The sequence below is a fragment of the Marinobacter sp. Hex_13 genome (genome assembly GCF_001566815.1).
GTDB classification, from domain to species: Bacteria; Pseudomonadota; Gammaproteobacteria; order Pseudomonadales; family Oleiphilaceae; genus Marinobacter; species Marinobacter salarius.
Genome location: NZ_LSMM01000001.1, coordinates 143,491 through 170,327 on the forward strand (window position 1 = coordinate 143,491; position 26,837 = coordinate 170,327).

Sequence of the window (26,837 nt, forward strand, 5' to 3'; positions counted from 1 at the left end):
ATGATTGAACTGAAAAATGTCTCTCGGCGTTTCGGCGATACCGTCGCAGTGGACGGGGTTAACCTGACCATCGAAACCGGTGAAGTCTGCGTGCTGGTGGGCAGTTCCGGCTGCGGTAAATCGACCACGCTGCGCATGATCAACCGTCTTTTGCCCCACAGCGCTGGCGAGATATTGGTGGATGGTGAGGACATCACCACCATGAATCCGGAACAGCTGCGGCTGAACATGGGGTATGTGATCCAGGGTACGGGGTTGTTTCCTCACTGGACGGTGGCGCGCAACATCGCCATGGTGCCCAGGTTATTGAACTGGCCGAGGGAGCGGATCGACGCACGCGTCGACGAGTTGATGACCTTGTTGGATCTCGACCCCAGCGCCCACGCCAACAAATACCCCCAGCAATTGTCTGGCGGCCAGGCGCAACGGGTCGGTGTTGCGCGGGCATTGGCGGCGGACCCCAACATTCTGCTGATGGACGAACCTTTTGGTGCATTGGATGCGATAACGCGGGAAAACCTCCAACTGGAAATGCTGCGGATCCAGAAGCAGGTCCGTAAAACCACTGTTTTCGTGACCCACGATATTGATGAAGCACTGAAGCTGGCCACCCGCATTGCCGTGATGGATCAGGGGCGCATCATCCAGCATGACACGCCGGAGAATATCCTCCGCCATCCAGCATCGGACTTTGTTGAAAACCTGATTGGCAAGCAGGACCGCGGTCTGAAACTGATGAGCCTGCGGCCTGTGCGGGACCTGATGGCCAATCACACCGAGCCGCGGCAGTCGGAACCCGGGGAGCATGTGCTCAGGGAGGAGGACAGTATTCGCCTGGCTCTGTCCGTGATGCTCTGGCAGGACCTGCGGCAGGTCGCGGTGTTCAATGCGCAGGGGCAGGAGACAGGTGTGATTACCCGTGAACGCATTATCCAGGAAGGCGTGTAATGCGTGTCTGGTTACCTGCCACTCTTTTGGCCTCACTGCTGCTCGTGCTGAGTGCCGGCATGCCGGTGCTGGAGCCATTGTTTAACTGGGTGCAGCCGGGCAAGCAGCAGGTGATCTATGAACGGGAGAGCTTTTTATTCCTGCTTCAGAATCACCTGATGCTGGTCGTCGTATCGGCGGCCGTGGGTACGTTCGTTGCGGTGGCTGGCGGCATCTTTGTTACCCGTCCTTTTGGCCGCGATTTCCTGCCCTTGGTTGGGCAAGTGGCCTCCATTGGCCAGACCTTTCCGCCGGTGGCTGTACTTGCGTTGGCGGTACCAGTGCTTGGTTTCGGCGAGGCTCCGATTCTTCTTGCGTTGGTCCTTTATGGCTTGCTGCCCATTCTGCGCAATACCCTGGCGGGGCTGGAAGGTATCAATCCGGCTGTACGGGAGGCAGCACTGGGTATGGGCATGTCGCCAGTGCAGGTCCTTGTGCGAGTAGAACTGCCCCTGGCCGGAAGGGTCATTCTCGCGGGTATTCGAACCTCTGTTACTATCAATATCGCGACCGCCGCTATCGGCTCAACCATTGGAGCCCGCACCCTGGGCGATCCGGTGATCGCCGGGCTGGTGAACGGCAATACCGCGTATGTGCTGCAAGGGGCGATTCTGATCGGGTTGCTTGCGCTGACAACGGATAGCCTGTTTGAAGCACTTGAACGATCCTGGGATCGTCGATTGCAATCCGTAGGAGTCTAGATGGGTAGTTATCTGCTGTTTGTTGTTATCGCTATAGCGACTGTCCTCAGCCCGGGGCCAGGCGTTATGTTGACACTGACCAACGCCATTCGGTTCGGTGTGTCCGGTGCCTTCGGCGGAATTCTGGGGATTGCCTTTGGTACGTTCATTGTTGCGGGTATTTCAGCCACAAGCCTGGGCATTGTACTGGCGACGTCGGCGACGGCATTTAGCATCATGAAGTTTATTGGTGCCGCCTACCTGATTTATCTGGGGGTAAAACTGTGGCGGTCTCCTGTTACGGAAATGGAGGAAGCGACGGCGGCAGCTCGGAGCAGGAAACTCCAGTTTCTTGAGGGGCTGACATTGCAACTCACAAACCCGAAAGCCGTATTCTTCTTCCTGTCTGTTTTTCCTCAATTTATTGATTACTCGACAGAGTTTGTCGGCCAGTTTGCCCTTTTGGTCGTCACTTACAGCGCCCTGGTTGTCGCCATCCACTTGCTGTATGCACGCCTCGCCAGATCAGCCCGTGGCTGGCTTTCATCTGAAAAAGGGGGGCACTTGGTCAATAAACTGGGTGGGGCGACGTTTGTTGGTTTTGGTGTGGGGCTGGCAACGGCGAGCAGGTAGCGGCGAATCACTTCCAGCGCTTGTATGGGTGATTCCGTCGTTGGAAACTGCTCCATTGTCTGTGGTGTAGCCATCGGTTAGATTTCCCAAACATGTCGGCGATAAAGTCAAAGAAAGTGGTAATGCCTAGTGCATGTCGAGGGGAGGAGTAGCATGGAGCAAAGTGAAACAAACTCTCAGTTCAACGCGGAATTACTTTGTCCGGCCAAGCCCGGCGAAGGCGCTCCCTGGGCCTTTATTGTTCTGCCCCGGGAGGCAAGCAAAAAGCTTCCCAGGCGGGGAAGAACAACGGTAGAGGCCAGCCTCAACGGTCATCATTTTCAGGTAACGCTCGAGCCCGATGGTCAATTGAGCCATTGGCTAAAGGTGAGCAAGGAACATCTCGAAGCTGCAGGTGTGAGCGTCGGTGATGTTGTTGATTTGGGCATCAGGCCGGTGGACCAGGAACCTGAACCAGAAGTTCCCTCGGACCTGCAAGAGGCGTTGGAAGCGGCCCCCGAGGCTCGGGCGGTTTGGGACGATACAACCACCATCGCGCGTCTGGACTGGATTCATTGGGTTGTCTCAGCCAAGCAGGCGAAGACCCGAACGAAGCGGATTAGCGATGCGTGCGACATGCTGGCCTCGGGAAAGCGGCGCGTTTGCTGCTTTGATCCTTCAGGGTATTACAGCAAAGCACTCAGTGCGCCCAAGGCGGCGGACACACAGGAGACTGGATGAGCAAGCCCGTTGTATCAAGCCCCCTGCGGCGAGCTTTCCCGCTGGTCGCAATCCTTTTGCTCACCGCCTGCGATGCGCCACAACTGCTTCCGCCTGACGCCCGCCTTCCGGACGGCAGTACCTATTCCGGTGATATTCAGGACGGTTACTTTCACGGTGAAGGCGTTCAGGAATTTGCCAGTGGCATGGTTTACACCGGTCAGTTCCAGGAGGGCTACTGGCACGGCCATGGTGAGCTCGAGTCCCCGGCGGGTTGGCATTACGAGGGCGAGTTCCAGAAAGGGACGATGTCGGGACAGGGCGTAATCGAAGACGACGGCAGTCGCTACGAGGGGGAATTCCGGAACGGTGAGTTTCACGGTGAGGGGCGTTACGAAGCCGGTGGCAGTGTCTATATCGCTGAGTTTGAAGATGGCGAGCCCGTGGAGGGAAAACACGTTACGGATTACGGCACCTACGAAGGGGAGTTCCGTGACTGGTATTACCACGGGGAAGGCAGCTACGCCTTTACCGGCGAATCGGAGGATCTGGGTAGCCTCACAGGAACCTGGGAGTTTGGTGAGTTCGTCGACCAGGAAGAGTACGTCGCGGAAGCACCTGTCCCGGAAGAACCAGCGCTTTTCACCGAGACTATTCTCGTCGAAGACCGTCGGCGCCTGAACAACCAGATCGAGAGCCTCGCCCCTGAACAGGCGGAGGCAGCAGATGCTTACTTCCTGGCAGTTGGTGGCGACGGCACCGAGTCGGTGTTCATGCGCGATATCCAGGTTGCCAAAACTGGCCTTCAGGCGCAGTTCGATGTGGAAAACCGCGCCATCATGCTGCTCAATCACCGGGACTATGAAACGTTTCCTCTGGCTACCCGGCCATCCATTGCCTCAGCTCTGGCGGCATTGGATGCGCAGATGAACCCGAAGGAAGACCTGCTCGTGGTTCACCTGGTCAGCCACGGCATGCAAAACGGGCAGTTGCTGTTGCAGCAACCCGGTATCGAGTTGCCGAACCTCTCGCCGCAGGATTTTGCGGAAATGCTGGAACCACTGAACGTGCGCCGAAAATTGCTGGTAATTTCGGCATGCTACTCCGGCCAATGGATAGAGCCACTCAAGGACGAAGACACACTGATCATGACCTCCGCCCGGGCAGACCGTACCTCTTTCGGCTGTGGTGATGACTCGGAGATGACCTGGTTCACCAAGGCGGTTTATCAGAGTGTGGGGCTGTCATTGGCCGACCCTGATGCCATGTTCGAGGACATCAACCAGCAGATCCGAACCTGGGAAGAAGAGATTGGTATGGAAGAATCGAATTGGTCCTATCCCCAGTCGCACGTCGGTGAGAACCTGCGGAAGTGGTTGAGCCAGATGTCTCAAACTAAGCCATAGAAAGCTAAAACACCGTGACGAGCTCGCGATGGACCCGATGATCACAGCCGCTGGCCGAGCGCTTGCAATGGGCGACCCGTTGGCCGCGCTGAACTGCGTTGCCTTGCGCGACGACGCGCCGTCGCTTGCGCTGCGTGGCATCGCCATGGCCCAGCTCGGAGAACTGGACCGGGCCAGGGTGTTGATAGGCAACGCTACCCGTGCTTTTGGTTCGCAGGAACCGTTGGCACGCGCAAAGTGCATTGTGGCCGAGGCGGAAATTGCGCTTGCTTCCCGTGATCTCGGCTGGCCATCCCGCAAGCTTGACGCAGCGCGCGAGGTGCTGGAACAGCATGGCGACCGGGTGAATGCAACGCATGCGCGCTATATCGATATCCGGCGCCGGCTGCTGATTGGTCGACTCAATGAAGCTGAGTTCGAACTAGGGGGTACGGACGTTGCCTCGTTGCCGCCGGCGTTGAGAACCATCCACGAACTCATTGTTGCCGGGATTGCTATGCGGCGCCTGGAAACCCAGGTGGCACGCGATGCGCTCCTGCAGGCCGAACGCGCCTCACAGCACGCCGGTATTCCGGCTCTTGTGGCTGAAGTCGCCAGTAAAGTTGAACTTCTGGGCTTGCCCGCCGCTCGCCTGACCAGGATGGGTAGTGAGCGTTTGCTGCTTCTGAACGAAGTAGAAGCGTTAATGGCGTCCCAGGCGTTTGTGGTCGACGGGTGCCGTTATACCGTGAAGCACAAGGAAGCCGTTGTGTTACTCGCGACGCGCCCAGTGCTGTTCGTGTTGCTTCGCATCATGGCTGAAGCCTGGCCCAAAGAAGCATCCAGAGACGAGCTGATTGCACGGGCATTTCGCATGAAACAGGCTGATGATTCCCATCGTGCACGCCTGCGGGTGGAGATCGGGCGCCTTCGTGAGTTATTGAAGCCGTTGGCAACCGTGGATGCCACGTCACGGGGTTTTGCACTGGTACCCCACGAGGCGTGCGAGGTGGCCGTCCTGGCACAGCCAGTGGAGGAAAAGTACGCGCCTATACTGGCACTGCTTTCCGATGGTGAGTCCTGGTCGAGTTCCGCCTTGGCTCTGGCGTTGAATATCGGCCAGCGCAGCGTGCAGCGGGCACTCGATACGTTAGCGACAGAAGGCAAGGTTTACTCGTTTGGCCGGGGCCGAAACCGCCGCTGGACAACGCCACCCATTGCCGGATTCGCGACAATCTTGTTACTCCCTGGTTCACTGGCCCTTGGCTAATATGGGGACGTGATTCAGTCAACCAGGAGACGACCATGAAACAGTTTAGTGCAGAGATTCTCAACGAGTACGGCCCCTTCCACGGAGCTGAGCAGATCCATGGGGTTACATTCGATGGGCAGCGCGTCTGGTTTGCATCCGGTGACAAACTGAATGCAATCGATCCGGATAGCGGCAAGCCGGTCGATTCCCTTAGTGTGCCCGCACAAGCCGGGACCGCTTTTGACGGACACCATATTTTCCAGATTGCGGACAGCCAGATTCAAAAGGTTGATCCAAAAACCGGCGAGGTACTTGGAACCATCCCTGCGCCAGACGGCTGCTCGGGGCTGGCATGGGCGGAAGGTTCTCTCTGGGTGGGGCAGTATCAGGCGTGCAAGATTCATCAGCTGGACCCGCAAACAGGGAAGGTTCTTCGTAGCATCGAATCCAACCGAGATGTGACCGGTGTTACCTGGATCGACAGCGAACTTTGGCACGCCACCTGGGACGGTGACGACAATGAGATCAGGCAGATCGACCCCCAGACCGGGGACGTTCTGAAAAGCATTGCAATGCCGTCCGGCGTTGGCATATCGGGACTTGGGGCCGATGGTCGTAGTCGCTTCTTCTGCGGAGGCGGCCAGAGTGGGAAGTTGAGGGTTGTTCGTCGTCCGGATTAGCTGCCCAAACCATCCATGGACAGGTGGCTCAGTGGGGTTGTTGCAGGCGCATCCTACGCATCCTAGATGTCTCGTGATTCAAACTCCGTATTGCGCGGATCAAGTTCCTCAACCCCCAATCCTGCTTCCGGAGTGACGGTGTAGTACTGCTCCTGCTGCTCCACAGTTGGGTGTTGGCGCTGCGGCCCCGCCACCATGAACAGGATCAGCCCTCCCAGCATCAGGGCATTGCTGACGAAAAGGCCCCGCGGCCCCAGAAGGTCCATGAACAGGGAACTGACCAGCGGGCCGATGATGCTGCCAATGCCGTAACTCAGTAACAGCGCTGTGCTCGCTGCGGTGATCTGGTGGGTTTCCATCAGGTCATTGGTGATGGCCACAGCGATTGGGTAGATGGCAGCACTGATGCCCATGTACAACCCGACAAACAGCACCAGGGCCACCATGCTGATGTTGCCAATAATGGCCGCAGCCAGACTGCACACGGCAGCGACGATGGCGGCCACCAGCATGACCCGGTATCGGTCGAAGCGGTCGCACAGTTGCCCGATGGGCCAGGCCATCAGCATGGCAGCCACGATGGCAGAGGCCATGAAGTTGGAGAGCTGCCCCAGGTTCAGACCAATCTGATTAGCGTACACTGGTCCCATGGCATAGAAGGCACTGATGAGCAGCCCGGCGATCAGTGCACCAAGCGTGCCCGTTGGTGACTTGTTATAGAGTTTACGTAATGACAGGCGTTCACCCTGCGAAACCGACGGTGACTCCCGGCGGGTCATTGTCAGGGGGGTGAGGGCGAGCACCACCAGGATGGTGGCCAGGGAAAAGGGAATAAAGCCCGCCGGGTCGGCGACGCGTATCAATACCTGCCCCCCGGCAGTGGATAGGAAGAAGATGACCTGGTAAATGGCAAACAGGCTGGCCCGGTTACGGTTGTCGGCCTTGCTGCTGAACCAGCTTTCCATCACGATCATCAGGCCGGCCATTACGAAGCCGCCCACGGCCCGCAGGCCACCCCAGAGTCCGGCCTGGACGGCCATTGGATAAATCAGAATCGAGGCAGAAAGCACCGCGGCGAAAACCGCGAACGCGCGGATGTGTCCCACCTTTTCAATGATGCGCCCGGCATAGAGCGTGCCGGCCACAAAGCCGATGGAGTAGAACGCCAGGATCCACCCGATCACACTGGCGCTGAAGTCTTCGATGCTGAGCCTGAGCCCCAGCAGGGTCATGAGGAAAGCGTTACCCGCGATGAGCAGAATGATGCTCAGGATCAGTGACGTCAGGCTGATGATGGTTTGCCGCATCAATCGTCGGTCCCCGCTTGTCCGCTAGTCTGGATGTCCGTATAAGTTTGTGGGGTTGTGCGGAAATACTGTAGTGATGGTCTCGCTTGAATTAAAGGGGCCCATCCGATCCGTCTGTGGTGTGAATTCGTGCGCTGTCGAGAACAGCGCTTCAGAGGTGAGGTAGAAAGTTCATTGACGCCGGAACAAATCGATACCCTGCTGGAAACCATCCCCGACGCCCGTGACGGTCTCACCCGCACGGAGCGGATCATTCTCTATGTGTTACACGAAACCCAGCATGAGTTAAAAGGTCGTAACGTGCCAACGGTTATGCTCTATGGCCGGGTGGTGGAATACGTCAACATCAGCGAAGCGGAGCTCCATGTCTATCTGGACAGGTTGGGTGTGAGGGGCGGCTGAGTTGCCCCAGGTCATTGATTTTCGCCGTTCATTATTTGCGCAAACGCTAATCCACTGTTAGGTTTCTAGTCAGGGCTTCATCCTGAATTCATAGGGAGAGCGCATGGCAGACACCGTCACTGACTTGCTGGTCCGCTACTGGGCCACCGGCTTCTTCATCGTTGCCACATTGGGCCTTTGTGCCTTTATGGTGGGTGCCTCCAGCTTGCTTGGAGGGCGTAGCCGGGGTGTCAGCAAATCCCTCCCTTTTGAGTCCGGCATCGTCGGCACCGGTGATGCCAGACAACGCTTTTCCGTCAAGTTTTATCTGGTCGCGATGCTGTTCGTGATCTTCGATATCGAAGCCGTGTTCCTGTTTGCCTGGGCCATTGTCATTCCCGACGTGGGCTGGACAGGATTCTGGGGCGCGGCGGTTTTTATCCTGATTCTGCTGGCCGGTCTGCTCTATGACAGTCGTACCGGTGCCCTGGACTGGGCCCCGGAATCATCCAGCGGTAGACCTCGTAGTCCGGCAGGCTGATTCAACGCACCCGATTATGGCGCGGGCCAACGGTGATTTCGCTGTTGGGACCAGCGCCCATGGAGGCGCAGCATGTCCTACACACTGACCAGGGCGGAACCTTCGCCGGACGGTGACACGCAATACCCTGTACGGCAACAGGAACCGTCGGAAGATCCGGTGAAACGCCAGCTTGAACGCAATGTGTTCACCGGCAAGCTGAGCGACGTTCTCAATTCCGCGGTCAACTGGGGCCGCAAGAATTCCCTCTGGCCCTACAACTTCGGGCTGTCCTGCTGCTACGTGGAAATGACCACGGCCTTCACCGCGCCCCACGACATTGCCCGTTTCGGCTCCGAAGTTATCCGCGCATCGCCCCGACAGGCGGATTTCATGGTGATTGCCGGTACCTGCTTTATCAAGATGGCACCGGTGATCCAGCAACTGTACGACCAGATGCTGGAACCCAAGTGGGTAATCTCCATGGGCTCCTGCGCAAACTCCGGCGGTATGTACGATATCTACTCGGTAGTGCAGGGCGTCGACAAGTTCCTGCCAGTGGATGTGTATGTGCCCGGTTGCCCGCCCCGGCCAGAGGCCTTTCTGCAGGGGTTGCAGTTGCTGCAGGACTCCATTCAGGAGGAGCGCCGCCCGCTGTCCTGGGTGGTGGGCGATCAGGGTGTCTATCGGGCGGAGATGCCGTCCCAGCGTGAAAAATGGCGGGACCAGCGCATCCAGGCCACCGAACTGAGAACGCCGGACAAACTGTGACAAACGCAACGATGACGACAGGCACCGCTGACTTAGAGAGCCTGCTGGGCGATTTTAGAGAGGATGTACTGCATGTACAGCCCACGCTGACGGGCATGCCCGTATTCTGGGTGTCTCGTGAGAGCATCGTGGATATCCTGACCCACTTGAAGCGGCAGCCAGCGCCATTTTCCATGCTCTATGACCTGTCGGCCGTGGATGAGCGCTTGCGTGGTCACAGGAACGGTCTGCCAGAGGCTGACTTCACCGTGTTCTACCACTTGCTGTCGGTGGAGCGTAATGAAGACCTGATCCTGAAGGTTGGGCTGCCAGAGAGCGATTTGCGGGTGCCCACCGTTAGCAACGTCTTCGCCAATGCCAACTGGTACGAGCGGGAAATTCTGGACATGTTTGGCATCGCCGTCGCCGGACACCCGCATCCGGAGCGGATCCTGATGCCGCCGACCTGGACAGGCCACCCGCTGCGGAAGGATTACCCCGCCCGGGCCACCGAGTTTGACCCCTATACCCTGACTGTGGAAGGCCAGGATGCCGAACAGGAAGCCATGCGGTTCGACCCGGAAGCCTGGGGCATGCAGCGTGAACGCGACGGGGCGGAGTTTATGTTCCTCAACCTGGGGCCCAACCACCCATCCGCCCATGGGGCTTTCCGCATCGTGCTGCAACTGGACGGTGAGGAAATCGTCGATTGCGTGCCGGACATTGGCTACCACCACCGGGGCGCCGAGAAAATGGCCGAGCGCCAGTCGTGGCACAGCTTTATTCCCTACACCGATCGCATTGATTACACCGGTGGCGTGATGAACAACCTGCCTTATGTGCTGGCCGCAGAAAAACTGGCCGGTATTGAGGTGCCGGACAGGGTGAAGGTGATTCGGGTGATGATGGCCGAGATGTTCCGCATCACCAGCCATCTGCTATTCCTCGGGACGTACCTGCAGGATCTGGGGGCCATGACGCCGGTGTTCTACACCTTCAGCGACCGGCAGCGGGGCTACGAGGTGATCGAAGGCATTACCGGTTTTCGCATGCACCCGGCCTGGTACCGCATTGGCGGTGTGATGCAGGACCTGCCACAGGGTTGGGAAAAATTGGTGCAGGGCTTTCTGGACTGGATGCCTGCACGCCTGAAGGAATACGAGCGGGCGATGATGGAAAACGCCATCGTGCGCGAGCGGACCCGCCATGTGGCGGCCTTCAATACAGCCGAGGCACTGGAGTGGGGGGTGACCGGGCCTAACCTGCGGGCCACCGGCTGCGATTTTGATTTGCGTAAGCAGCGGCCTTACTCCGGTTATGAACAGTTCGATTTTGAGGTGCCGCTGGGCCACAACGGGGATGTGTTCGATCGGGGACAGTTGCGTATCGACGAAATGCGCCAGAGCCTTCGAATCATCCAGCAGTGCGTCAACAATATGCCCACGGGTGACTACAAGGCAGATCATCCGCTGACGACGCCGCCACCCCGGGAACGCATGCTCCAGCACATTGAAACCCTCATTACCCACTTCCTGCAGGTGTCCTGGGGGCCGGTGCTGGAACCCAATGAATCCCTGCAGATGATTGAGGCCACCAAGGGCATCAACAGTTATTACCTGACCAGTGACGGCAACACCATGAGCTACCGTACCCGCATCCGCACCCCGAGCTTCCCGCACCTGCAGCAGATACCGGCGGTGATGCGCGGAGGCTTCGTGCCGGACCTGATCGCCCACCTGGGCAGTATCGACTTCGTGATGGCAGACGTGGACCGCTGATGATGGCAACAACACCGCAGACACATCGGCTTATCGGCACCGACGGATTCGAACTTGATCCCGCGGACGAGGCCGCGATGCTGGAAGAAGTAGGGCACTACGAGCAGCCTCAGGCCGCGTGCATTGAGGCCCTGAAAATCGTCCAGCGCCGTTACGGCTGGGTGCCGGATGGTGCCATTGGCGCCATTGCAAAGGTGCTTGGTATCGGCCCCGCGTCGGTAGAGGGCGTGGCGACCTTTTATAGCCTGATCTTCCGTCAGCCGGTGGGTCGGCATGTGGTGCTGGTCTGTGACAGCAGTTCCTGTTTTCTGAGTGGTTTCGACGAATTGAAACAGGCGTTGGCGAGCCATCTTGGAATCGACTATGGCCAGACCACAGAAGACGGTCGGTTCACTCTGCTGCCGGTCTGCTGCCTGGGTGCCTGCGATGGCGCGCCGGCGCTGATGATTGACGATGATACCTATGGCCCGGTGTCGCCGGACGACCTGCCGGGCCTGCTGGAGGGTTACCCATGAGCGAGTCCATTTCCAGCCAGCGTACATCCGTGCGTTATCGCAGCCGGCTGTTGCAACCGGAGGCGGACCGTCATCCGGATACCCATCCGCTGACCTGGCGGCTGCGGGACGACGGCGAAGTGATCTGGCTTGACGAATACCTGCGCAAGGAAGGCTACCAGTCGATTCGCAATGCGCTGGACAATGGCGACCCTCAGGCCATCATCGCCACCATGAAAGACGCCAATGTACGAGGTCGCGGCGGTGCAGGCTTTTCCGCCGGGCTCAAGTGGAGCCTGACCCTGCAGGGCGGCGACATGCCCCGGGGCTACCTGATCTGCAATGCGGACGAAATGGAACCAGGCACCTTCAAGGACCGCCTGCTGATGGAGCAACAGCCTCACCTGCTGATCGAAGGTATGATTCTGGGGGCTTTGGCCAACAATTCCTTTTACGGCTACATCTTCCTACGCGGTGAATACGTGGAGGCAGCTCGAGTTCTGAACCGAGCTCTGGACGAAGCCAGGGAGGCCGGTTGGCTGGGCGCCAACATTAATGGCAGCGGCTTTGATTTCGACATTGCCGTGCATACCGGCGCAGGGCGGTACATCTGTGGCGAGGAAACCGCACTGATCAATTCGCTGGAAGGCAAACGGGCCAACCCCCGTGCCAAGCCGCCGTTCCCGGGCCAGTCGGGGGCCTGGGGCAAACCCTCGGTGGTGAACAATGTGGAAACCCTGTGCAACGTGCCGGCGGTGATCCTCAAGGGTGCGGACTGGTATCAGGCACTTTCCGGAGATCGCACTGAAGACGGCGGCAGCAAACTCTATGGCGTGTCCGGCCCGGTGGAGAAGCCCGGCCTGTGGGAATTGCCCATGGGGACAACCGGCGCAGAAATCCTTGAGCGGGCTGGGGGTATGCGTGGCAACCGATCACTCAAGGCCTGGCTGCCAGGCGGCGCCAGCACCGGGTTTCTGCTGCCGGAGCATCTGGACCTGCCGCTGGATTTCGACACCGTGGGCAAGGAAGGCAGTCGTCTGGGGACGGGATTGCTGACGGTGGTGCCTCAGGAACAGAGCATGGTGGCGCTGATGCGCAACCTGGAGGAGTTTTTTGCGCGGGAATCCTGTGGCTGGTGCACCCCCTGTCGGGACGGGCTGCCGTGGACGGTCAAACTGCTGTGGGCACTGGAACTGGGGCAGGGTGAAACTGGCGATATCGAACTACTGGACAAGCTGGCGGCGGACTGCGGCCCAGGGCTGACCTTCTGCGCCCATGCGCCCGGCGCCGCCATGCCGTTACAGACGGCCCTGAAACACTTCCGGCAGGAGTTTGAGCAGGGCGTCAGCAAACCCCGGGGTAAGGCCCATCAGGACCCGATTCCGGTGGGAGAAATCTGAGCGAAAGTCATCGAAGGATAGGCAGGCAACATGGCGACGATTCACGTGGATGGACAACGCTATACGGTCAATGGAGCCCACAACCTGCTCCAGGCGTGTCTGTCCCTCGGCCTGGATATTCCCTATTTCTGCTGGCACCCGGCCATGGGCAGTGTTGGTGCCTGTCGCCAGTGCGCGGTCAAACAGTATAAGGACAAGGACGACGACAAGGGCATGGTAGTTATGTCCTGCATGACGCCCGCCGCGGACCAGACCCGCATTGATATCGACGATGAGGAAGCCAAAGCCTTCCGCGCCAGTGTGGTGGAGTGGCTGATGATCAACCATCCCCATGACTGCCCGGTGTGCGAGGAGGGCGGGCATTGTCACCTGCAGGACATGACGGTGATGACCGGCCATGATTGCCGCCGTTACCGGTTCCGCAAGCGCACGCGCCGGAACCAGTATCTGGGGCCGTTCATTGCCCATGAGATGAACCGGTGCATTACCTGTTACCGCTGTGTGCGTTTTTACAACGACTACGCTGGTGGTACCGACCTGGGGGCCTTTGGCGCCAAGGATAATGTCTATTTCGGTCGCTACGAAGAAGGCATTCTGGAAAGCCCCTTCGCCGGCAATCTTACGGAAGTATGCCCCACAGGCGTGTTCACGGATCAGAGCCATTCCGAACGTTACACCCGCAAGTGGGATTTGCAGTTTGCGCCCGGCATCTGCCACCAGTGTTCAATGGGCTGCAACATCAGCCCGGGGGAGCGGTACGGAGAGTTGCGCCGTATTGAAAATCGCTACCACGGTGAGTTGAACGGGTATTTCCTCTGTGACCGGGGCCGGTTCGGCTATGGTTACGTCAACCGCGCAGACCGGCCGCGACTGCCGGAATGCCGGGAATCGCCAGACAGTGACCCGGTCAGCCTTGAAGTGGACACCGCTCTGGCCCGTATCAGCGACGCTCTGCGCCATTCGCGCCGGGTGATCGGCATCGGCTCGCCACGGGCCAGCCTGGAGAGTAATCACCAGTTGCAGGCATTGGTCGGCGTGGAAAATTTCTCCACCGGCATTGAGACGCGGGAACAGGCCTGCCTTGACCTGATGAATCACCTGCAGCGCCATACCGGCCTGCCAACGCCCACGCCCCGGGAGATGGAAAATCACGACGCCGTGCTGGTGCTGGGCGAGGACCCGGTCCAGAGTGCCGGTCGCCTGGGCCTGAGCCTTCGTCAGGCCGCGCTGTCGCGTCGTGAGGCATTGGGCGAGACCATTGGTGTGCCCGCCTGGAATGCTGAAGCCCTCAAAACCCTGGCGCAGGATCGTTACCACCCGCTGTTTATCGCCTGGCCCACCGTTACAGACCTCGATGATGTGGCTGCGGCTCGCTATGCCTTGAATCCGGATGAGATTGCCCGCCTTGGTTTTGCGGTGGCCCATCGGATCGACCCGGGAGCCCCGCCGGTGGAAGGGCTTTCTGAGGCCATGGCTGAGGCTGCTGAAACCATTGCCACGGCTTTAATGGCGGCGGAGCGCCCTTTGGTGGTGAGTGGTGGATCGCTGGCCTCCGAATCGGTATTGGAAGCGGCCGGGAATGTGGCCCGAGCACTGTCCCGGCGCGCAAAACGGGGCGGGCTGGCGCTGATCCGGCGCGAGGCCAACAGCACGGGGTTGTCCCTGATGGGCGGCCAACCGCTGGACTGGGCACTGGAGGAACTGGCTAAAGGCCACACGGATGCCGTGGTGGTGCTGGAAAACGACCTGTACCAACGGCTGCCCCGGCAAACGGTGGATGCAGCACTGGCGCAGGCAGAGATCTGCGTGGTGCTTGATCATCAACGCACGGCAACGGCCGAGCGCGCCAACTTCCTGCTGTCCGCGGCCAGTTTCGCGGAGGCGGACGGTACGCTGGTTAACCTGGAGGGCCGGGCGCAACGCTTCTTCCAGGTGTATGACCCCGGTTACATGCGGCCGGAAAGCCGTATTCATGAAAGCTGGCGCTGGTTGCACGCACTGGCGGTGAACCTGCGAGGCGAGAAAGCCGGTGATATCACCCTGGATACCGTCATTGCGGCGTGTGTCGAGGCTCATCCAGAGCTGGGCGGTATGGAGGAAGCCGCTCCCGCCTCACACTACCGCATTGATGGCCTGCAGCTGGCGCGGGAGCCCCACCGGTACAGTGGCCGTACTTCCATGCGGGCGAACCAGAACGTCAGCGAACCACGGGTGCCGCAGGACCCGGATTCCGCGTTTGCCTACTCCATGGAGGGCTACAGCGGTTATCACGAACCCCGGCAGCAGGTGCCCTTTGCCTGGGCGCCCGGCTGGAACTCGCCCCAGGCCTGGAACAAGTTTACCGACGAAGTAGGCGGGCATTTGCGCGGCGGTGACCCCGGCGTGCGTTTGATGTGTCCGGTTCCGGGGCAGGGCCATTACAGCCGACCGCCTCAACGTGCCGAGGGCGTCGAAAGCGTCGAAAGTGGAGAACGCTCGCCAGCTTTACGGGCCCTGATTCTGCCGCGGCTGTTTGGTGGCGAAGAGACGTCCTCATTGGCCGTGCCCATTCAGGAGCGTACGCAAACGCCCAGTGTCACCCTGAGCATGGATGACGCTGAACACTTGTCGATCCGGGGCGGTGACACGGTGACCATTTTTGGGGAAGCGCTATTGGTGGTTCAGCAGGATGGCTGGCCCAAAGGCTGGATCGGTCTTCCAGCCGGGCTGTTTGCCGGACTGCTTCCGGGAGAGCCGGTCGCACTGGACAACTCTGCCGGAGGTGAGCCATGAGCTGGTGGACTCCGCAACTGGCTGCCATTGCCTGGGGGATGTTCCAGGCACTGGTGATCCTGCTGGGCGCCGTGCTTCTGGGTGCGGTTATGACAGTGGTGGAACGTCGCCTGCTGGGGCTCTGGCAGGACCGTTACGGGCCCAATCGGGTCGGGCCGTTTGGCACTCTGCAACTGGTGGCGGACATGATCAAGATCTTCTTCAAGGAAGATTGGATACCGCCATTCGCCGACCGGCCGCTGTTCGTCCTGGCGCCGGTGATTGCCTTTGCCTCATTGCTGCTGTCGTTTGTCATTATCCCGATCACCCCCGGTTGGGGCGTGGCGGACATGCACATTGGCCTGCTGTTTTTCCTGGCCATGGCTGGGGTCAACGTCTACGCGGTGTTGCTCGGGGGCTGGTCCAGCGGCAACAAATACGCGCTGCTGGGCGCCATGCGAGCCACGGCCCAGACGCTGTCCTACGAAGTGTTCATGGGGCTGTCGCTGATGGGGGTGGTGGCCCTGGCCGGGTCGTTCAACCTGCGAGACATCGTCAACGCCCAGGAAGGTTTCTGGTTCATCATTCCCCAGTTCTTCGGTTTCGCCACCTTCCTGATCGCCGGTATTGCTGTCACGCACCGCCACCCGTTCGACCAGCCGGAAGCGGAACAGGAACTGGCCGACGGGTACCACATTGAATACTCCGGCATGAAATTCGGCCTGTTTTTCATCGGCGAATACGTCGGCATGGTGCTGGTGTCGGCGCTGATCGTCACGCTGTTCTTTGGCGGCTGGCACGGCCCGTGGCTGCCACCAATCCTGTGGTTCGCGCTCAAGACCGGCTTCTTCCTGATGCTGTTTATCCTGCTGCGGGCATCGTTGCCCCGGCCCCGCTATGACCGGGTGATGAGTTTTGGCTGGAAGGTGTGCCTACCGCTAACACTAATCAACTTACTGGCGACGGGGGCGGTGATGCTCCTGGTGGCTGAATAAGGGAGGGCTTATGGAAAGAGAAAAGGTCCCGATCATCAAACACATGCTCTGGCTGTTGCCGGCCACCTGGTCGCAATTGCGCACCCTGGGCATGGTGTTCATGCACAGTTTTCGCAAGCGGGAGACAGTGAACTACCCGGAACAACAGGTCTATCTGCCACCGCGCTACCGCGGCCGCATTGTGCTGACCCGCGATCCGGACGGCGAAGAGCGTTGCGTGGCCTGCAACCTGTGTGCGGTAGCCTGCCCGGTGGACTGCATCTCGCTGCAGAAGGGAGAGCAGGAAGACGGCCGCTGGTACCCGGAGTTCTTCCGCATCAACTTCTCCCGCTGCATCTTTTGTGGCATGTGCGAGGAAGCCTGCCCGACGTCGGCCATCCAGCTGACGCCGGACTTCGAGATGGGCGAGTATGATCGCCAGCAACTGGTGTACGAAAAAGAGGATCTGCTGATCAATGGTCCCGGCAAGGACCATGACTACCACTTCTACAAGGTAGCGGGCATGGCCATCGGTGGTAAGGACAAGGGCCAGGCCCAGAACGAGGAGGCGCCGGAGGATGTGCGCACGTTGTTACCCTGATAGTCACCGCAATAGTGACCGTAAGCCGGAGGAGGCAACCTGATGGAGCTAGCCTTCTATGTCAGTGGACTGGTGGCGGTGCTGGCGACCATTGGCGTGATCACTGGCACCAGCCCGGTTCATGCGGTGGTGTATCTGATCGTGTCGCTGATCGCTGTGGCACTGGTGTTTTTTGCCCTGGGGGCACCGTTTGCCGGCGCCCTGGAAATCATCGTGTATGCCGGGGCGATCATGGTGCTGTTTGTGTTCGTGGTGATGATGCTGAACCTGCGGTCGGATGCAGAGCGGGACCAGTCCTGGCGGAATCCTCGCCATTGGGCAGGGCCGTCGTTACTAACGTTGCTGCTTTTGGGTGCCCTGGCGACCCTGATCGGTCAGGGTGGCATCGGGCAGATGATCGATGGTGAGCTGCTGACCGCACGGGCCGTAGCCCTGACCCTGTTCGGGCCCTGGTTGATAGTGGTGGAGCTGGCCGCCATTCTCCTGCTGGCGGCCCTGGTGACAGCGTCCCATGTGGGGCGGCGATCAAATCCTTTGCGAAAGCAGACGACATTGGACAACCGCAACCAGGGAGGCAACTCATGACGGGAATTCCCATGGAGCATGGGCTGATCCTGGCCGCCATTCTGTTCAGCCTGGGACTGCTGGGGCTGATGCTGCGCCGCAGTATGTTGTTTGTGCTGATGAGCCTGGAAGTCATGCTCAACTCGGCGGCGCTGGCATTTGTGGTGGGGGCCACGGCCTGGAACCAGCCGGACGGCCAGGCCATGTTCCTGCTGGTAATTACCCTGGCGGCGGCGGAAGCCAGTGTTGGGCTGGCGCTGATGATTCAGCTTTACCAGCGCTTCCGCTCCCTGAATCTGGATGCCGTTAGCAGGATGCGTGGATGATGGCGATGGCAGTGACTCTTTCGTTTCTGTTGCCTTTGGCGGGCACATTGATCCTGGCGTTCAGCGGCGGACGCTTGGGCGCATTGGCCAGTTCCGTCGTGGGCGTCGGTAGTGTGGGGCTGGCGGCGCTGGCCACGGCCTGGGCGACGATGGCTCATGCCGGCGGCAGTGAAGGAATAACCCTTTGGACCTGGATTGCCGTCGGGGATTTCCAGCCCACCATCGGCCTGGCAGTGGATGGCCTGGCGCTGGTGATGATGTCAGTGATTACCGGTGTGGGTTTCCTGATTCACCTATTCGCCGCCTGGTACATGACCGGTGAGGAAGGCATTACCCGCTTCTACGCCTGGATGAACCTGTTTGTGTTCAGCATGATGCTGCTGGTGCTGGGAGACAACCTGCTGCTGCTATTCCTCGGCTGGGAGGGTGTCGGCCTCTGCAGCTATGGTCTGATCGGCTATTACTATCAGGGCAGTGCCAACGGCTGGGCGGCCTTCAAGGCGTTCGTGGTAACCCGCATTGGCGACGTGTTCCTGGCGCTCGGGCTGTTCCTGATCTTCATGGAGCTGGGCACACTCGATATCCAGGAGTTGCTGGCCCTGGCTCCGCAGCAGTGGCAAGAAGGCAGTGCCACCGCCAACCTGGCGGCGTTACTGGTACTTGGTGGTGCTCTCGGCAAGTCGGCTCAGGTGCCACTGCATACCTGGTTGCCCGACGCCATGGCTGGCCCCACGCCGGTGTCAGCGCTGATCCACGCGGCGACCATGGTCACGGCGGGCGTGTACCTGATTGCCCGGCTCAATGGCCTGTTCCTGCTGGCCCCGGATGTGCTCCTGCTGGTCGGCGTGATCGGGGCGGTGTCTCTGCTGCTGGCGGCCTTTGCGGCTCTGGCCCAAACCGATATCAAGCGCGTGCTGGCCTACTCCACCATGAGCCAGATTGGCTACATGTTCGTGGCGTTGGGGGTAGGCGCGTTCGATGCTGCGATCTTCCATCTGGTGACCCACGCCTTCTTCAAGGCCCTGCTGTTCCTGTCTGCCGGGGCAGTGATCATCAGTTGCCACCACGAACAGGACATGCGGCGGCTCGGCGGGCTTTGGCGCAAGCTGCCCGTGGCTTATGGTGGCTTCCTCGTGGGCGGCGCGGCGCTGGTGGCATTGCCACTGGTGTCGGCTGGCTTTTTCAGCAAGGACGAAATCCTGTGGCAGGCAATGGCGGCTGACCAGACCGGCCTATTGATTGTTGGATTGCTGGGCGCGGTGTTGACCGGCATCTATACGGTTCGACTGATCCTCGGCACCTTCCATGGCGAGCCCGGAAGCGACCACGCCCGCCATCCGGAATCCGGCACCAACCCACTGACTCATCACCTGCCGTTGATGGTGCTGGCGGTGCTGTCCACCTTTATCGGCGCCTGGCTCTATCCGGGCCTTGGCGGACTCTTCCCGGACGCACCCGGAGAAGCAGCGGACACCGGCCATACCCTGCTGCAGGTACTTGCCATGGGTGCCGCTATTGCGGGTTTGCTGTTGGCAGCATGGCTGTTCCTTTGGCGGCGTGACTGGCTTGCAAAACAGGTCGGGCAGGGCATAGGCGCTCGTCTGTGGAGGCTCTGGCACCATGCGTGGGGTTTTGACGCCCTGTTTGATCGGGTGCTGATGCAGCCCTGGCAGTGGATGGTGAAGGTTCTGAGGGTGGATCTGCTGAACCTGGTGATGAATCTGCCAGCGCTATTGGCGCGTGCGCTTAACGCCGGGCTGGTGAAAAGCCAGAACGGTCGCGTGCGCAGCTACGCCCTGGTGATGGTACTGGGCGCCACGATCATCCTGCTGGCTCTGGCGGTGTTGCCGGGAGGGCTAGCATGATCCTGGTGTGGCTGATCCTGATCCCGTTTGTGGGTGGGCTGCTGTGCTGGCAGGCGGACCGTTGGGGCGACAGGGCGCCTCGCTGGATAGCGCTGGCCACCATGTTGTTTGTTCTGGTCATCAGCCTGGTGCTCTGGGTAACCGGTGATTTTGCGTTGCCGGGCGAGGTCACCAGGCATTGGCTGCTGGAATGGAGAACGTCCTGGATCCCGCGTTTTGGTATTGAGATTCATCTGGCGATGGACGGCCTGTCGCTGATCCTGGTGGCGTTGACCGGCTTCCTCGGCGCACTGGCCGTGCTCTGTTCCTGGCACGAGATTGACCACCGTGTGGGCTTTTTCCACCTGAACCTGCTGTTCATCCTCGGTGGTGTGGTGGGCGTATTCCTGGCGCTGGACCTGTTCCTGTTCTTCCTGTTCTGGGAAATGATGCTGGTGCCGATGTACTTCCTGATTGCGCTCTGGGGGCACAGCGGCTCGGCGGGGCAGACCCGGATTCGAGCCGCTACCCGATTCTTCATCTACACCCAGGCCAGTGGCCTGCTCATGCTGGTGGCGATACTCTCACTGGTGTTCGTGCATTACGCCAACACCGGCGAACTGTCCTTCAGCTACGACACCTTGCTGGATACCGAGGTCCCGGAGGCGCTGGCGCCGTGGCTGATGCTGGGCTTCTTTGTGGCCTTTGCCGTGAAGCTGCCGGTGGTCCCATTCCATGGCTGGCTTCCGGATGCCCATGCCCAGGCGCCGACCGCCGGCAGTGTCGATCTGGCCGGTATCCTGTTGAAAACCGCCGCCTACGGCATCCTGCGGTTTGCGCTGCCGCTGTTCCCGGAAGAGTCCCAGGCGTTTGCGCCTGTCGCCATGACACTCGGGCTGGTGGGCATTATCTATGGTGCCGTACTGGCGTGTGGACAGCAGGACATCAAGCGCCTGATCGCCTATACCAGTATCTCCCACATGGGCTTCGTGCTGATTGCCTTGTATTCAGGCTCGGAACTGGCGATTCAGGGTGCGATCATCCTCATGGTGGCCCATGCCTTCTCCAGCGCCGGGCTGTTTATTCTCAGCGGCCAACTGTATGAGCGCATTCACACCCGTGACATGCGGATCATGGGCGGCTTATGGGGTCGAATCCCGGTGCTGCCCGGTTTTACCCTGTGTTTCGTTGCCGCCTCCCTGGGTATGCCTGCCACCGCCAATTTCGTGGGTGAATTCATGGTGCTGTTTGGCACCTTCCCCAGCGCGCCGGTCGTGGTGGTGATTGCCAGCTTGGGGCTGGTGCTGGCGGCGATATACTCCCTGCTGCTGATGCAGCGGGTGCATTATGGCCCGGAATACCGCCAGGGCGCCCTGAGAGGGCCGGACGGGAGAGAATACGGCATGATGTTGGTGCTGCTTGTGCTGACGGTGATGGTGGGGCTCTATCCTCAGCCAATACTCGACATTACCGCCCCGATAGCGGGCCCGGCTGCCGAGCTGTTTGAGCAAGCCGGGGCAGAACTGGCCAGCCGCGCAGGGGAGGTGAACTGATGCTGACCCTGGCAAATCTGGTTGCACTCATACCACTGATCGTCGTTGGTGCCACCGCGGTGATCGTCATGCTTGGCGTAGCCTGGCAGCGGCACCATGGTGCCACGGCGTTGGTTTCGGCCGTTGGGCTGGTATTGGCTCTGGCCTGCGTGCCTGTGGCCTCCACAGCATTGTCATCGCCGCCACTGATGACTATGGATGGGCTGGCGTTAATGGGCAGCGTGCTGGTGCTCCTGTGTGCGCTGGTCACGGTCGCCCTGAGTCATCATTACCTCACCGGTTACATCGGCCCCAAGGAAGAGTTTTACCTGTTGCTCTTGTGTGCGGTGACCGGGGCACTGGGGCTGGTGGCCAGCGACCATCTGGCGACCCTGTTCATCAGCCTGGAACTGTTGTCGATGCCCCTCTACGGCATGTTGGCCTATAGCTTTCGGGCAGAACGGTCTCTGGAAGCCGGCATCAAGTACCTGGTTTTGTCTGCGGCCGCGACGGCGTTCCTGTTGTTTGGCATGGCGTTGATCTATGCCCGTACCGGGCATCTCGACCTGGCGGGCCTGGCGACGGGGCTGGCAAACACCTCCGATGCATGGACGCTGGCCGGGGCTGTGTTGATGCTGGTGGGGCTTGGCTTCAAGCTCTCCATTGTTCCCTTTCATCTCTGGACGCCGGACGTTTACCAGGGTGGGCCTGCGCCGGCCACCATTTTCCTCGCCACGGTCAGCAAGTTGGCGGTGTTCGTGCTGTTACTGCGTCTGGTGACCGTTGCGCCGGTGTTTAACAGCGACTGGTTGAACACGCTGATAACACTGCTGGCCCTGATCACCATGTTGGGGGGCAACCTGTTGGCGTTGTTCCAATCCAACCTGAAGCGACTGCTTGGCTATTCCTCCATTGCCCATTTTGGCTACCTGATGGTGGCTATCGTTGCAGGTGGGGCACTGGCAGTAGAAACCGTGGGGGTTTATCTGGTGACCTACCTTGTCACCACACTGGCAGCCTTCGGCGTGGTTACCCAGCTGTCCAGCCCATTCAGTGGTGAAGATGCCGCCGGACTGCACTATTACCGTGGGCTGTTCTGGCGCCGTCCATGGCTGGCAGCCGTGATGACCGTGAGCTTCCTGTCCCTGGCTGGCATCCCGCTCACGGCGGGGTTTATCGGCAAGTTCTATGTATTGGCACTGGGGGTTGCTGAAAACCGCTGGTGGCTGGTGGGCGGTATCGTCGCAGGCAGTGCCATTGGCCTGTTCTACTATCTGAGGGTGATGGTGACCCTGTACCTGCCGGAACCCGGCATGCGCCGGATGGACGCCACCAACGACTGGGGTAACCGCATTGGTGGGCTGACGCTGCTGGTCGTGGCCGTGTTGATCCTGGTGCTGGGTGTTTATCCCTCGCCAATGATCCAGTGGGTGGCCGGGCTGTCGACAGCTGCGTTCTGACCTCCGGTTTTGGCCGGATCAGTGATCGTTAATGACCTAATTATCGTTAATGGCCTAATTATCGTTAATGACTTCGTGCTCGAACCGGCCAAGAACCACCATGATGATCAGCGCCAGCGCCGTGACCATGCCGGCCAGGGCGAGGTTGCCGATGCCGCACGCAACGCCAACTGCGCCCGCTGTCCAGATGGATGCACCAGTGGTAATACCCTGAATACTGCCACGGCTCTGAATAATGCTGCCAGCACCCAGAAAACCGATGCCGCCGATGACACCTTCAACGATCCGCGTGGGATCGATTCGTGCCGAGGGGTCGCCCTCGGCCGTGGCGAACAGGATATGAATCCCCATCATAATGAAGGCCGAGGCCCCCAATGACACTAGCATGTGGGAGCGCAGGCCTGCCGCTTTGCCTCTCAATTCCCTTTCCAGCCCCAGTAACAGGGCCAGCCCAGCCGCGGCCAAAAGTCGGAACAACATATCCATCAGGGGGATTTCACTGTCGAACATCGTGTGTCTCCTTTGTTGTTATTAAGCGATGAATGAGTGAATGGGGCGTCTATTTTCCTAGCAGTTCACCGACCGGACGCAAGTTAACGACATGGTCGCATAATGACTTGACGATCATCAGGATTGGAGTGGCAACCACGAGGCCTACGGGTCCCCAGAGCCAGCCCCAGAACAGCAGGCCGATAAAGATGGCAACCGCGTTGAGGCTGGAGATATGGCTGGTAAGCCAGGGCGTCAGCAGATAGCCCTGAACGCTGGTGATGGCCAGCGACGTGCCGGCAACAATGATCGACATCTCCAATTCGCCAAACTGGATAAAGGCGGCCACACCTGTGCCCATAAGCACCAGGAACGGACCCAGGTACGGCACGGCACTGGCGACGCCTGCCAAAACACCCCAAAAGCCGGCCTGTTCAACGCCCAATGCCAAAAACGCCAGCCAGGTCAGCACGCCCACAAATACGGCACCTACAAACATCACAAACAGGAACTGCCGTACGCTGCGATGGAACTCGTTCATGATTCGGGCGGCTTTACGCATTCGTGCGAAGGATGGCCCGGATATTTTGACGATCTTGCGTCTGTACAGCGAGCCAATGGCGAGCACGAAATACACCAGCAACAACGCCGAGAAGCACTGGGAAATCAGCACCAGCGCTGCCGGGGAACCCTGAAGTACGTAATCTTTGATCTCGAGGGGTTCGTCCACCACGCGCACGGGCGTTGCACCCGATCGGGAGGCGTCTTCGTTGCCCTGATCGGGGCTGGCGGTGGCTTCAATTTTCTTTGCGGCGGATTGCGCTTTTTCCATCATGCTTTCCCCGTCCTTGGGGCGGCTGGCTTCATTCTGCTGAAACTGTTCGATGGCCACCGGTATCTTGTCCAGCATAGCCATGGCTTCCTGCTTCAGGGGAATACTGGCTCCGGCAATGATACCGATAAGCAGAATCAACACCACAGCCGCCGCCAGGGGGCGGGGTACTCTCAACCGATTGATTGTGGCGACAAGGGGTTCAAGGGCGTAGCTGATTAACACCGCCACCACCAGTGGCAAAAGAACCGCCTGGGCCCAGTCAATAAAATAAAGGGTTGCGATACTTGTGAGTGTGATAAGCGACATGCTGCGCATGTTGATGGCGTCAATCAGCGCCTGACTGTTCTGGGAGTTGTTGTCTGCTCCCGACTCCTCACGCTTTGTCTTATCGCCGTTCTCCATGGGATATTGCCTCCGTGTCTAATCGGTAAAACCGTTGCAGCGCTTCGTAGACTTCCGGCTGTTCCGCTTTCAGGTGCTCCGGTTGTTGGTAAAAGGCTTCCGTCAGCACTGCAAAAAACTCGGCGGGTTCGGTGGCGCCGTATGGGTCCAGCCAGGGCTTCTGGTGATGTTGAAGCGACTGTCTCAAGTGTTCATAGGCCTGAGTCATCGTTTCCTGCCAATGTCTTGCCTGTTCGCCGCTAAGTGGCGGAGCGCCGTCCGCAGTGCCGTCCAGATAGTCCAGCTGGTGGGCGAATTCGTGAAGAATGACGTTGTGGTGCCCAGCAGGATTGACGGCACCTTCCTCGCACTGTGTCCAGGCCAGAACCACCTGTCCATAACTTGAGGCTTCGCCGGCGCGAATCTCGTTACTCTCGCTCACCACCAGGCCATCATGCTCAATATCCCTGACACGATAGGCATCCGGATAGACCAGGATACTGCGGATGTCGTCGAAGTCGGAATAGCTGCGGTTCATGATGAGCAGGCAGGCATGTCCCGCGATGGTCAGGCGTACGGTGTCGTCCACCTCGAACCCATCGCAGCCGTAAAAGGATTTCTCCGCCAGGAACAACTGTACATGCTGTTCCAGTTGTCGTTTCAGCTTGGCCGGCAACCCGGGGAATAGGGGCACCTGGGACTCGAGCGTCGCGCGCCAGTTCTCCGGAAAGGGAGTTTGAAGCTGTCTCTCGCGACGCCAGTTGCGGTAGAAAAACAGATAGAAAACCGAGGCGGCAATCACGGACATCGCGCAGAGAGTGTAGATCAGCATGGGCAAGATTCCGGGGCCGTGTGGTGATTTGACATTTTAGTTCAGTTTGCTAATTAATTAGGTGTTGGGTAGCAACATTCCCACCGTGCGATTGAATTCTGATGCCGTTCATCATAGGGGGTTGTAGGGCGGCCGTCAGGGAACTTTTCGTTACTTCCTATCAGTAGTGGCCACCAGGTCGTTCCGTGGCATGGAAGCATAAAGGAATCTGCTCCATGTATATCGTAACCAATAGAACCGTCGATGAAAGCAAACACACAGAGAGTGAGGCCTTTGGCAGTAAACCCATTGAAGGCCCCAACGAGTTGCGGCTGGCGGAGGCATCCCGCCGGCGAAACCGCTGGCATATTGATATCCTGCCTGACCAGATCACACCGCAAATGGCGAAGAGTGTCGATCTTAATCCCGACAATACCTATCCGGCGAGCGCCTACGTGGCCCGCAAACTGATCGAGAGATCCGGCCACGGCGCTGGTGCGCGCCCGAACGGAAGAAACCTGCTGTTGTTTGTTCATGGTTACAACAACGATATGACTGATGTGCTTGATCGTGCCGAAAGGCTGGAGCAGAACTTCGGCGTTGAAGTCATTGTGTTCAGTTGGCCCGCCAATGGTGGAGGGTTGCACGGCGTGCTCAGCTACAAGAGCGACAAGCGGGACGCCCTCGCCTCGGTAGGGGCATTCAATCGCGTGCTGGAGAAGCTGGAAGCCCTGGTGAGCGACTTTCATGCGCAGTACGTGATGGATCTGGAGGCGCGTGCGGAAGCCCGGTTTGCAGACAACGCCGCCGCGTGGGACCGCTACTTTGCGAAGGAAGTCGAGAAGCACTGCCCGTTCACTGTGAATCTGATGTTGCACAGCATGGGGAACTATCTCTACAAGCATTTGCTGGGGAGTTCGGTGTACAGCGGAGATCGGCTGTTGTTCGATAACGTTGTGATGGTGGCCGCGGACACCAATAATGAAAACCACGCCGAGTGGGTGGACCGAATTCCCTACCGCAATCGTCTCTATATCACCATCAACGAAAACGACGGAGCACTAAAGGCCTCACGCCTGAAAATGGGCGAACAGCAGAAAGCCCGGCTTGGCCATTACCTGCGCCGGCTGGATTCCAGGGTGGCGACCTATATCGACGTTACCAGCCAGCCTCATGTCGGGGATTCCCACGCCTACTTTGAGGAGTCGCCGTTAAAGAACGCGAAAGTTCTGGATTTCTTCAAAGCATCGTTGAATGGAAAAGTGGCTGAGAAGCCGACTCGTTATGATCCGTCACGAAACGTTCACCGATTGTGATTGCGGA

General features: G+C 59.4%; 26 protein-coding genes. 22 read left to right on the forward strand and 4 right to left on the reverse strand.

Annotated features, from left to right (window positions below; all coding sequences use genetic code 11):
• The 7 genes from AXW11_RS00700 to AXW11_RS00730 all read left to right on the forward strand — a co-directional run bounded on the left by AXW11_RS00700 (window position 1) and on the right by AXW11_RS00730 (window position 6,316).
• A complete protein-coding gene (locus AXW11_RS00700; RefSeq protein ID WP_036204376.1) occupies window positions 1-948 on the forward strand; it encodes an ABC transporter ATP-binding protein in 948 nt (315 codons plus the stop codon).
• Complete coding sequence (locus tag AXW11_RS00705) at window positions 948-1,688, forward strand: ABC transporter permease (RefSeq protein ID WP_036204378.1); 741 nt, start codon at window positions 948-950, stop codon at window positions 1,686-1,688. Before AXW11_RS00700 ends, AXW11_RS00705 begins: the two co-directional genes overlap by 1 nt.
• A complete protein-coding gene (locus AXW11_RS00710) occupies window positions 1,689-2,300 on the forward strand; it encodes a LysE family translocator (RefSeq protein WP_036204380.1) in 612 nt (203 codons plus the stop codon).
• A gap of 153 nt (window positions 2,301-2,453) precedes the next feature.
• Window positions 2,454-3,020: a YdeI/OmpD-associated family protein gene (locus AXW11_RS00715; RefSeq protein ID WP_036204383.1), complete on the forward strand. Its 567-nt coding sequence runs from the start codon at window positions 2,454-2,456 to the stop codon at window positions 3,018-3,020.
• Entirely contained in the window at window positions 3,017-4,405 is a 1,389-nt protein-coding gene (locus AXW11_RS00720; RefSeq protein ID WP_091641730.1) for a C13 family peptidase, read from the forward strand. The genes AXW11_RS00715 and AXW11_RS00720 overlap by 4 nt, the downstream gene beginning before the upstream one ends.
• Window positions 4,406-4,433: 28 nt before the next feature.
• Window positions 4,434-5,654 (forward strand): helix-turn-helix domain-containing protein, encoded by a 1,221-nt coding sequence (locus AXW11_RS00725; RefSeq protein ID WP_091641727.1) that lies wholly within the window; start codon window positions 4,434-4,436, stop codon window positions 5,652-5,654.
• Between the two features lie 35 nt (window positions 5,655-5,689).
• Window positions 5,690-6,316, forward strand: coding sequence for a Vgb family protein (locus tag AXW11_RS00730; protein ID WP_091641724.1), 627 nt, complete (start codon window positions 5,690-5,692; stop codon window positions 6,314-6,316).
• A 62-nt stretch (window positions 6,317-6,378) separates the two neighbouring features.
• Here the strand turns inward: AXW11_RS00730 and AXW11_RS00735 are convergent, their stop codons facing one another.
• Window positions 6,379-7,623 carry an MFS transporter gene (locus AXW11_RS00735; RefSeq protein ID WP_036204390.1) on the reverse strand — a complete coding sequence of 415 codons (1,245 nt, stop codon included), beginning with the start codon at window positions 7,621-7,623 and terminating at the stop codon, window positions 6,379-6,381.
• 174 nt (window positions 7,624-7,797) lie between these two features.
• Here AXW11_RS00735 and AXW11_RS00740 point away from each other — a divergent pair, with 174 nt between their 5' ends.
• The 14 genes from AXW11_RS00740 to nuoN all read left to right on the forward strand — a co-directional run bounded on the left by AXW11_RS00740 (window position 7,798) and on the right by nuoN (window position 22,998).
• Window positions 7,798-8,025 (forward strand): hypothetical protein, encoded by a 228-nt coding sequence (locus AXW11_RS00740; RefSeq protein WP_075195906.1) that lies wholly within the window; start codon window positions 7,798-7,800, stop codon window positions 8,023-8,025.
• Between the two features lie 103 nt (window positions 8,026-8,128).
• Complete coding sequence (gene ndhC, locus AXW11_RS00745) at window positions 8,129-8,545, forward strand: NADH-quinone oxidoreductase subunit A (protein WP_041335332.1); 417 nt, start codon at window positions 8,129-8,131, stop codon at window positions 8,543-8,545.
• A gap of 72 nt (window positions 8,546-8,617) precedes the next feature.
• Complete coding sequence (locus AXW11_RS00750; RefSeq protein ID WP_075195905.1) at window positions 8,618-9,295, forward strand: NuoB/complex I 20 kDa subunit family protein; 678 nt, start codon at window positions 8,618-8,620, stop codon at window positions 9,293-9,295.
• A gap of 11 nt (window positions 9,296-9,306) precedes the next feature.
• Entirely contained in the window at window positions 9,307-11,052 is a 1,746-nt protein-coding gene (nuoC, locus tag AXW11_RS00755) for an NADH-quinone oxidoreductase subunit C/D (RefSeq protein WP_075195904.1), read from the forward strand.
• Entirely contained in the window at window positions 11,052-11,567 is a 516-nt protein-coding gene (gene nuoE / locus AXW11_RS00760) for an NADH-quinone oxidoreductase subunit NuoE (protein ID WP_091641722.1), read from the forward strand. The genes nuoC and nuoE overlap by 1 nt, the downstream gene beginning before the upstream one ends.
• Window positions 11,564-12,946: an NADH-quinone oxidoreductase subunit NuoF gene (gene nuoF / locus AXW11_RS00765; RefSeq protein WP_091641719.1), complete on the forward strand. Its 1,383-nt coding sequence runs from the start codon at window positions 11,564-11,566 to the stop codon at window positions 12,944-12,946. Before nuoE ends, nuoF begins: the two co-directional genes overlap by 4 nt.
• A 30-nt stretch (window positions 12,947-12,976) precedes the next feature.
• On the forward strand, window positions 12,977-15,718 hold the full coding sequence (nuoG, locus tag AXW11_RS00770) for an NADH-quinone oxidoreductase subunit NuoG (protein WP_091641717.1): 2,742 nt from the start codon (window positions 12,977-12,979) through the stop codon (window positions 15,716-15,718).
• Entirely contained in the window at window positions 15,715-16,692 is a 978-nt protein-coding gene (nuoH, locus tag AXW11_RS00775; RefSeq protein WP_036204402.1) for an NADH-quinone oxidoreductase subunit NuoH, read from the forward strand. Before nuoG ends, nuoH begins: the two co-directional genes overlap by 4 nt.
• Before the next feature lie 31 nt (window positions 16,693-16,723).
• On the forward strand, window positions 16,724-17,272 hold the full coding sequence (gene nuoI, locus AXW11_RS00780; protein ID WP_036205735.1) for an NADH-quinone oxidoreductase subunit NuoI: 549 nt from the start codon (window positions 16,724-16,726) through the stop codon (window positions 17,270-17,272).
• 42 nt (window positions 17,273-17,314) lie between these two features.
• Complete coding sequence (nuoJ, locus tag AXW11_RS00785; protein WP_091641714.1) at window positions 17,315-17,857, forward strand: NADH-quinone oxidoreductase subunit J; 543 nt, start codon at window positions 17,315-17,317, stop codon at window positions 17,855-17,857.
• On the forward strand, window positions 17,854-18,162 hold the full coding sequence (gene nuoK, locus AXW11_RS00790) for an NADH-quinone oxidoreductase subunit NuoK (RefSeq protein ID WP_007151973.1): 309 nt from the start codon (window positions 17,854-17,856) through the stop codon (window positions 18,160-18,162). Before nuoJ ends, nuoK begins: the two co-directional genes overlap by 4 nt.
• Window positions 18,159-20,027 (forward strand): NADH-quinone oxidoreductase subunit L, encoded by a 1,869-nt coding sequence (gene nuoL, locus AXW11_RS00795; RefSeq protein ID WP_091641712.1) that lies wholly within the window; start codon window positions 18,159-18,161, stop codon window positions 20,025-20,027. Before nuoK ends, nuoL begins: the two co-directional genes overlap by 4 nt.
• Window positions 20,024-21,559: an NADH-quinone oxidoreductase subunit M gene (gene nuoM / locus AXW11_RS00800; protein ID WP_091641709.1), complete on the forward strand. Its 1,536-nt coding sequence runs from the start codon at window positions 20,024-20,026 to the stop codon at window positions 21,557-21,559. Before nuoL ends, nuoM begins: the two co-directional genes overlap by 4 nt.
• On the forward strand, window positions 21,559-22,998 hold the full coding sequence (gene nuoN / locus AXW11_RS00805; protein ID WP_091641707.1) for an NADH-quinone oxidoreductase subunit NuoN: 1,440 nt from the start codon (window positions 21,559-21,561) through the stop codon (window positions 22,996-22,998). Before nuoM ends, nuoN begins: the two co-directional genes overlap by 1 nt.
• Window positions 22,999-23,052: 54 nt before the next feature.
• On the opposite strand, the gene AXW11_RS00810 is transcribed toward nuoN, so the two are convergent.
• From AXW11_RS00810 to AXW11_RS00820, 3 genes are read right to left on the reverse strand one after another with little or no spacing between them, the layout of a single operon-like run.
• Window positions 23,053-23,508, reverse strand: a complete 456-nt coding sequence (locus AXW11_RS00810) for an MgtC/SapB family protein (RefSeq protein ID WP_075195894.1) — start codon at window positions 23,506-23,508, stop codon at window positions 23,053-23,055.
• A gap of 49 nt (window positions 23,509-23,557) precedes the next feature.
• Complete coding sequence (locus AXW11_RS00815; protein WP_036204413.1) at window positions 23,558-24,724, reverse strand: AI-2E family transporter; 1,167 nt, start codon at window positions 24,722-24,724, stop codon at window positions 23,558-23,560.
• Window positions 24,708-25,535, reverse strand: a complete 828-nt coding sequence (locus AXW11_RS00820; protein WP_036204416.1) for a M90 family metallopeptidase — start codon at window positions 25,533-25,535, stop codon at window positions 24,708-24,710. Before AXW11_RS00820 ends, AXW11_RS00815 begins: the two co-directional genes overlap by 17 nt.
• Before the next feature lie 215 nt (window positions 25,536-25,750).
• On the opposite strand from AXW11_RS00820, the gene AXW11_RS00825 reads away from it, so the two are divergent.
• The gene (locus AXW11_RS00825; protein WP_036204418.1) at window positions 25,751-26,830 is read left to right on the forward strand and encodes an alpha/beta hydrolase; all 1,080 of its coding nucleotides are present in this window, start codon (window positions 25,751-25,753) and stop codon (window positions 26,828-26,830) included.
• Window positions 26,831-26,837: the final 7 nt, after the last annotated feature.

Bases quoted from the DNA above. Each gene is read 5' to 3' on its own strand.
- AXW11_RS00700 (WP_036204376.1), top strand. From the start codon at position 1: ATGATTGAACTGAAAAATGTCTCTCGGCGTTTCGGCGATACCGTCGCA.
- AXW11_RS00705 (WP_036204378.1), top strand. From the start codon at position 948: ATGCGTGTCTGGTTACCTGCCACTCTTTTGGCCTCACTGCTGCTCGTG.
- AXW11_RS00710 (WP_036204380.1), top strand. From the start codon at position 1,689: ATGGGTAGTTATCTGCTGTTTGTTGTTATCGCTATAGCGACTGTCCTC.
- AXW11_RS00715 (WP_036204383.1), top strand. From the start codon at position 2,454: ATGGAGCAAAGTGAAACAAACTCTCAGTTCAACGCGGAATTACTTTGT.
- AXW11_RS00720 (WP_091641730.1), top strand. From the start codon at position 3,017: ATGAGCAAGCCCGTTGTATCAAGCCCCCTGCGGCGAGCTTTCCCGCTG.
- AXW11_RS00725 (WP_091641727.1), top strand. From the start codon at position 4,434: ATGGACCCGATGATCACAGCCGCTGGCCGAGCGCTTGCAATGGGCGAC.
- AXW11_RS00730 (WP_091641724.1), top strand. From the start codon at position 5,690: ATGAAACAGTTTAGTGCAGAGATTCTCAACGAGTACGGCCCCTTCCAC.
- AXW11_RS00735 (WP_036204390.1), bottom strand. From the start codon at position 7,623: ATGCGGCAAACCATCATCAGCCTGACGTCACTGATCCTGAGCATCATT.
- ndhC (WP_041335332.1), top strand. From the start codon at position 8,129: ATGGCAGACACCGTCACTGACTTGCTGGTCCGCTACTGGGCCACCGGC.
- AXW11_RS00750 (WP_075195905.1), top strand. From the start codon at position 8,618: ATGTCCTACACACTGACCAGGGCGGAACCTTCGCCGGACGGTGACACG.
- nuoC (WP_075195904.1), top strand. From the start codon at position 9,307: ATGACGACAGGCACCGCTGACTTAGAGAGCCTGCTGGGCGATTTTAGA.
- nuoE (WP_091641722.1), top strand. From the start codon at position 11,052: ATGATGGCAACAACACCGCAGACACATCGGCTTATCGGCACCGACGGA.
- nuoF (WP_091641719.1), top strand. From the start codon at position 11,564: ATGAGCGAGTCCATTTCCAGCCAGCGTACATCCGTGCGTTATCGCAGC.
- nuoG (WP_091641717.1), top strand. From the start codon at position 12,977: ATGGCGACGATTCACGTGGATGGACAACGCTATACGGTCAATGGAGCC.
- nuoH (WP_036204402.1), top strand. From the start codon at position 15,715: ATGAGCTGGTGGACTCCGCAACTGGCTGCCATTGCCTGGGGGATGTTC.
- nuoJ (WP_091641714.1), top strand. From the start codon at position 17,315: ATGGAGCTAGCCTTCTATGTCAGTGGACTGGTGGCGGTGCTGGCGACC.
- nuoK (WP_007151973.1), top strand. From the start codon at position 17,854: ATGACGGGAATTCCCATGGAGCATGGGCTGATCCTGGCCGCCATTCTG.
- nuoL (WP_091641712.1), top strand. From the start codon at position 18,159: ATGATGGCGATGGCAGTGACTCTTTCGTTTCTGTTGCCTTTGGCGGGC.
- nuoM (WP_091641709.1), top strand. From the start codon at position 20,024: ATGATCCTGGTGTGGCTGATCCTGATCCCGTTTGTGGGTGGGCTGCTG.
- nuoN (WP_091641707.1), top strand. From the start codon at position 21,559: ATGCTGACCCTGGCAAATCTGGTTGCACTCATACCACTGATCGTCGTT.
- AXW11_RS00810 (WP_075195894.1), bottom strand. From the start codon at position 23,508: ATGTTCGACAGTGAAATCCCCCTGATGGATATGTTGTTCCGACTTTTG.
- AXW11_RS00815 (WP_036204413.1), bottom strand. From the start codon at position 24,724: ATGGAGAACGGCGATAAGACAAAGCGTGAGGAGTCGGGAGCAGACAAC.
- AXW11_RS00820 (WP_036204416.1), bottom strand. From the start codon at position 25,535: ATGCTGATCTACACTCTCTGCGCGATGTCCGTGATTGCCGCCTCGGTT.
- AXW11_RS00825 (WP_036204418.1), top strand. From the start codon at position 25,751: ATGTATATCGTAACCAATAGAACCGTCGATGAAAGCAAACACACAGAG.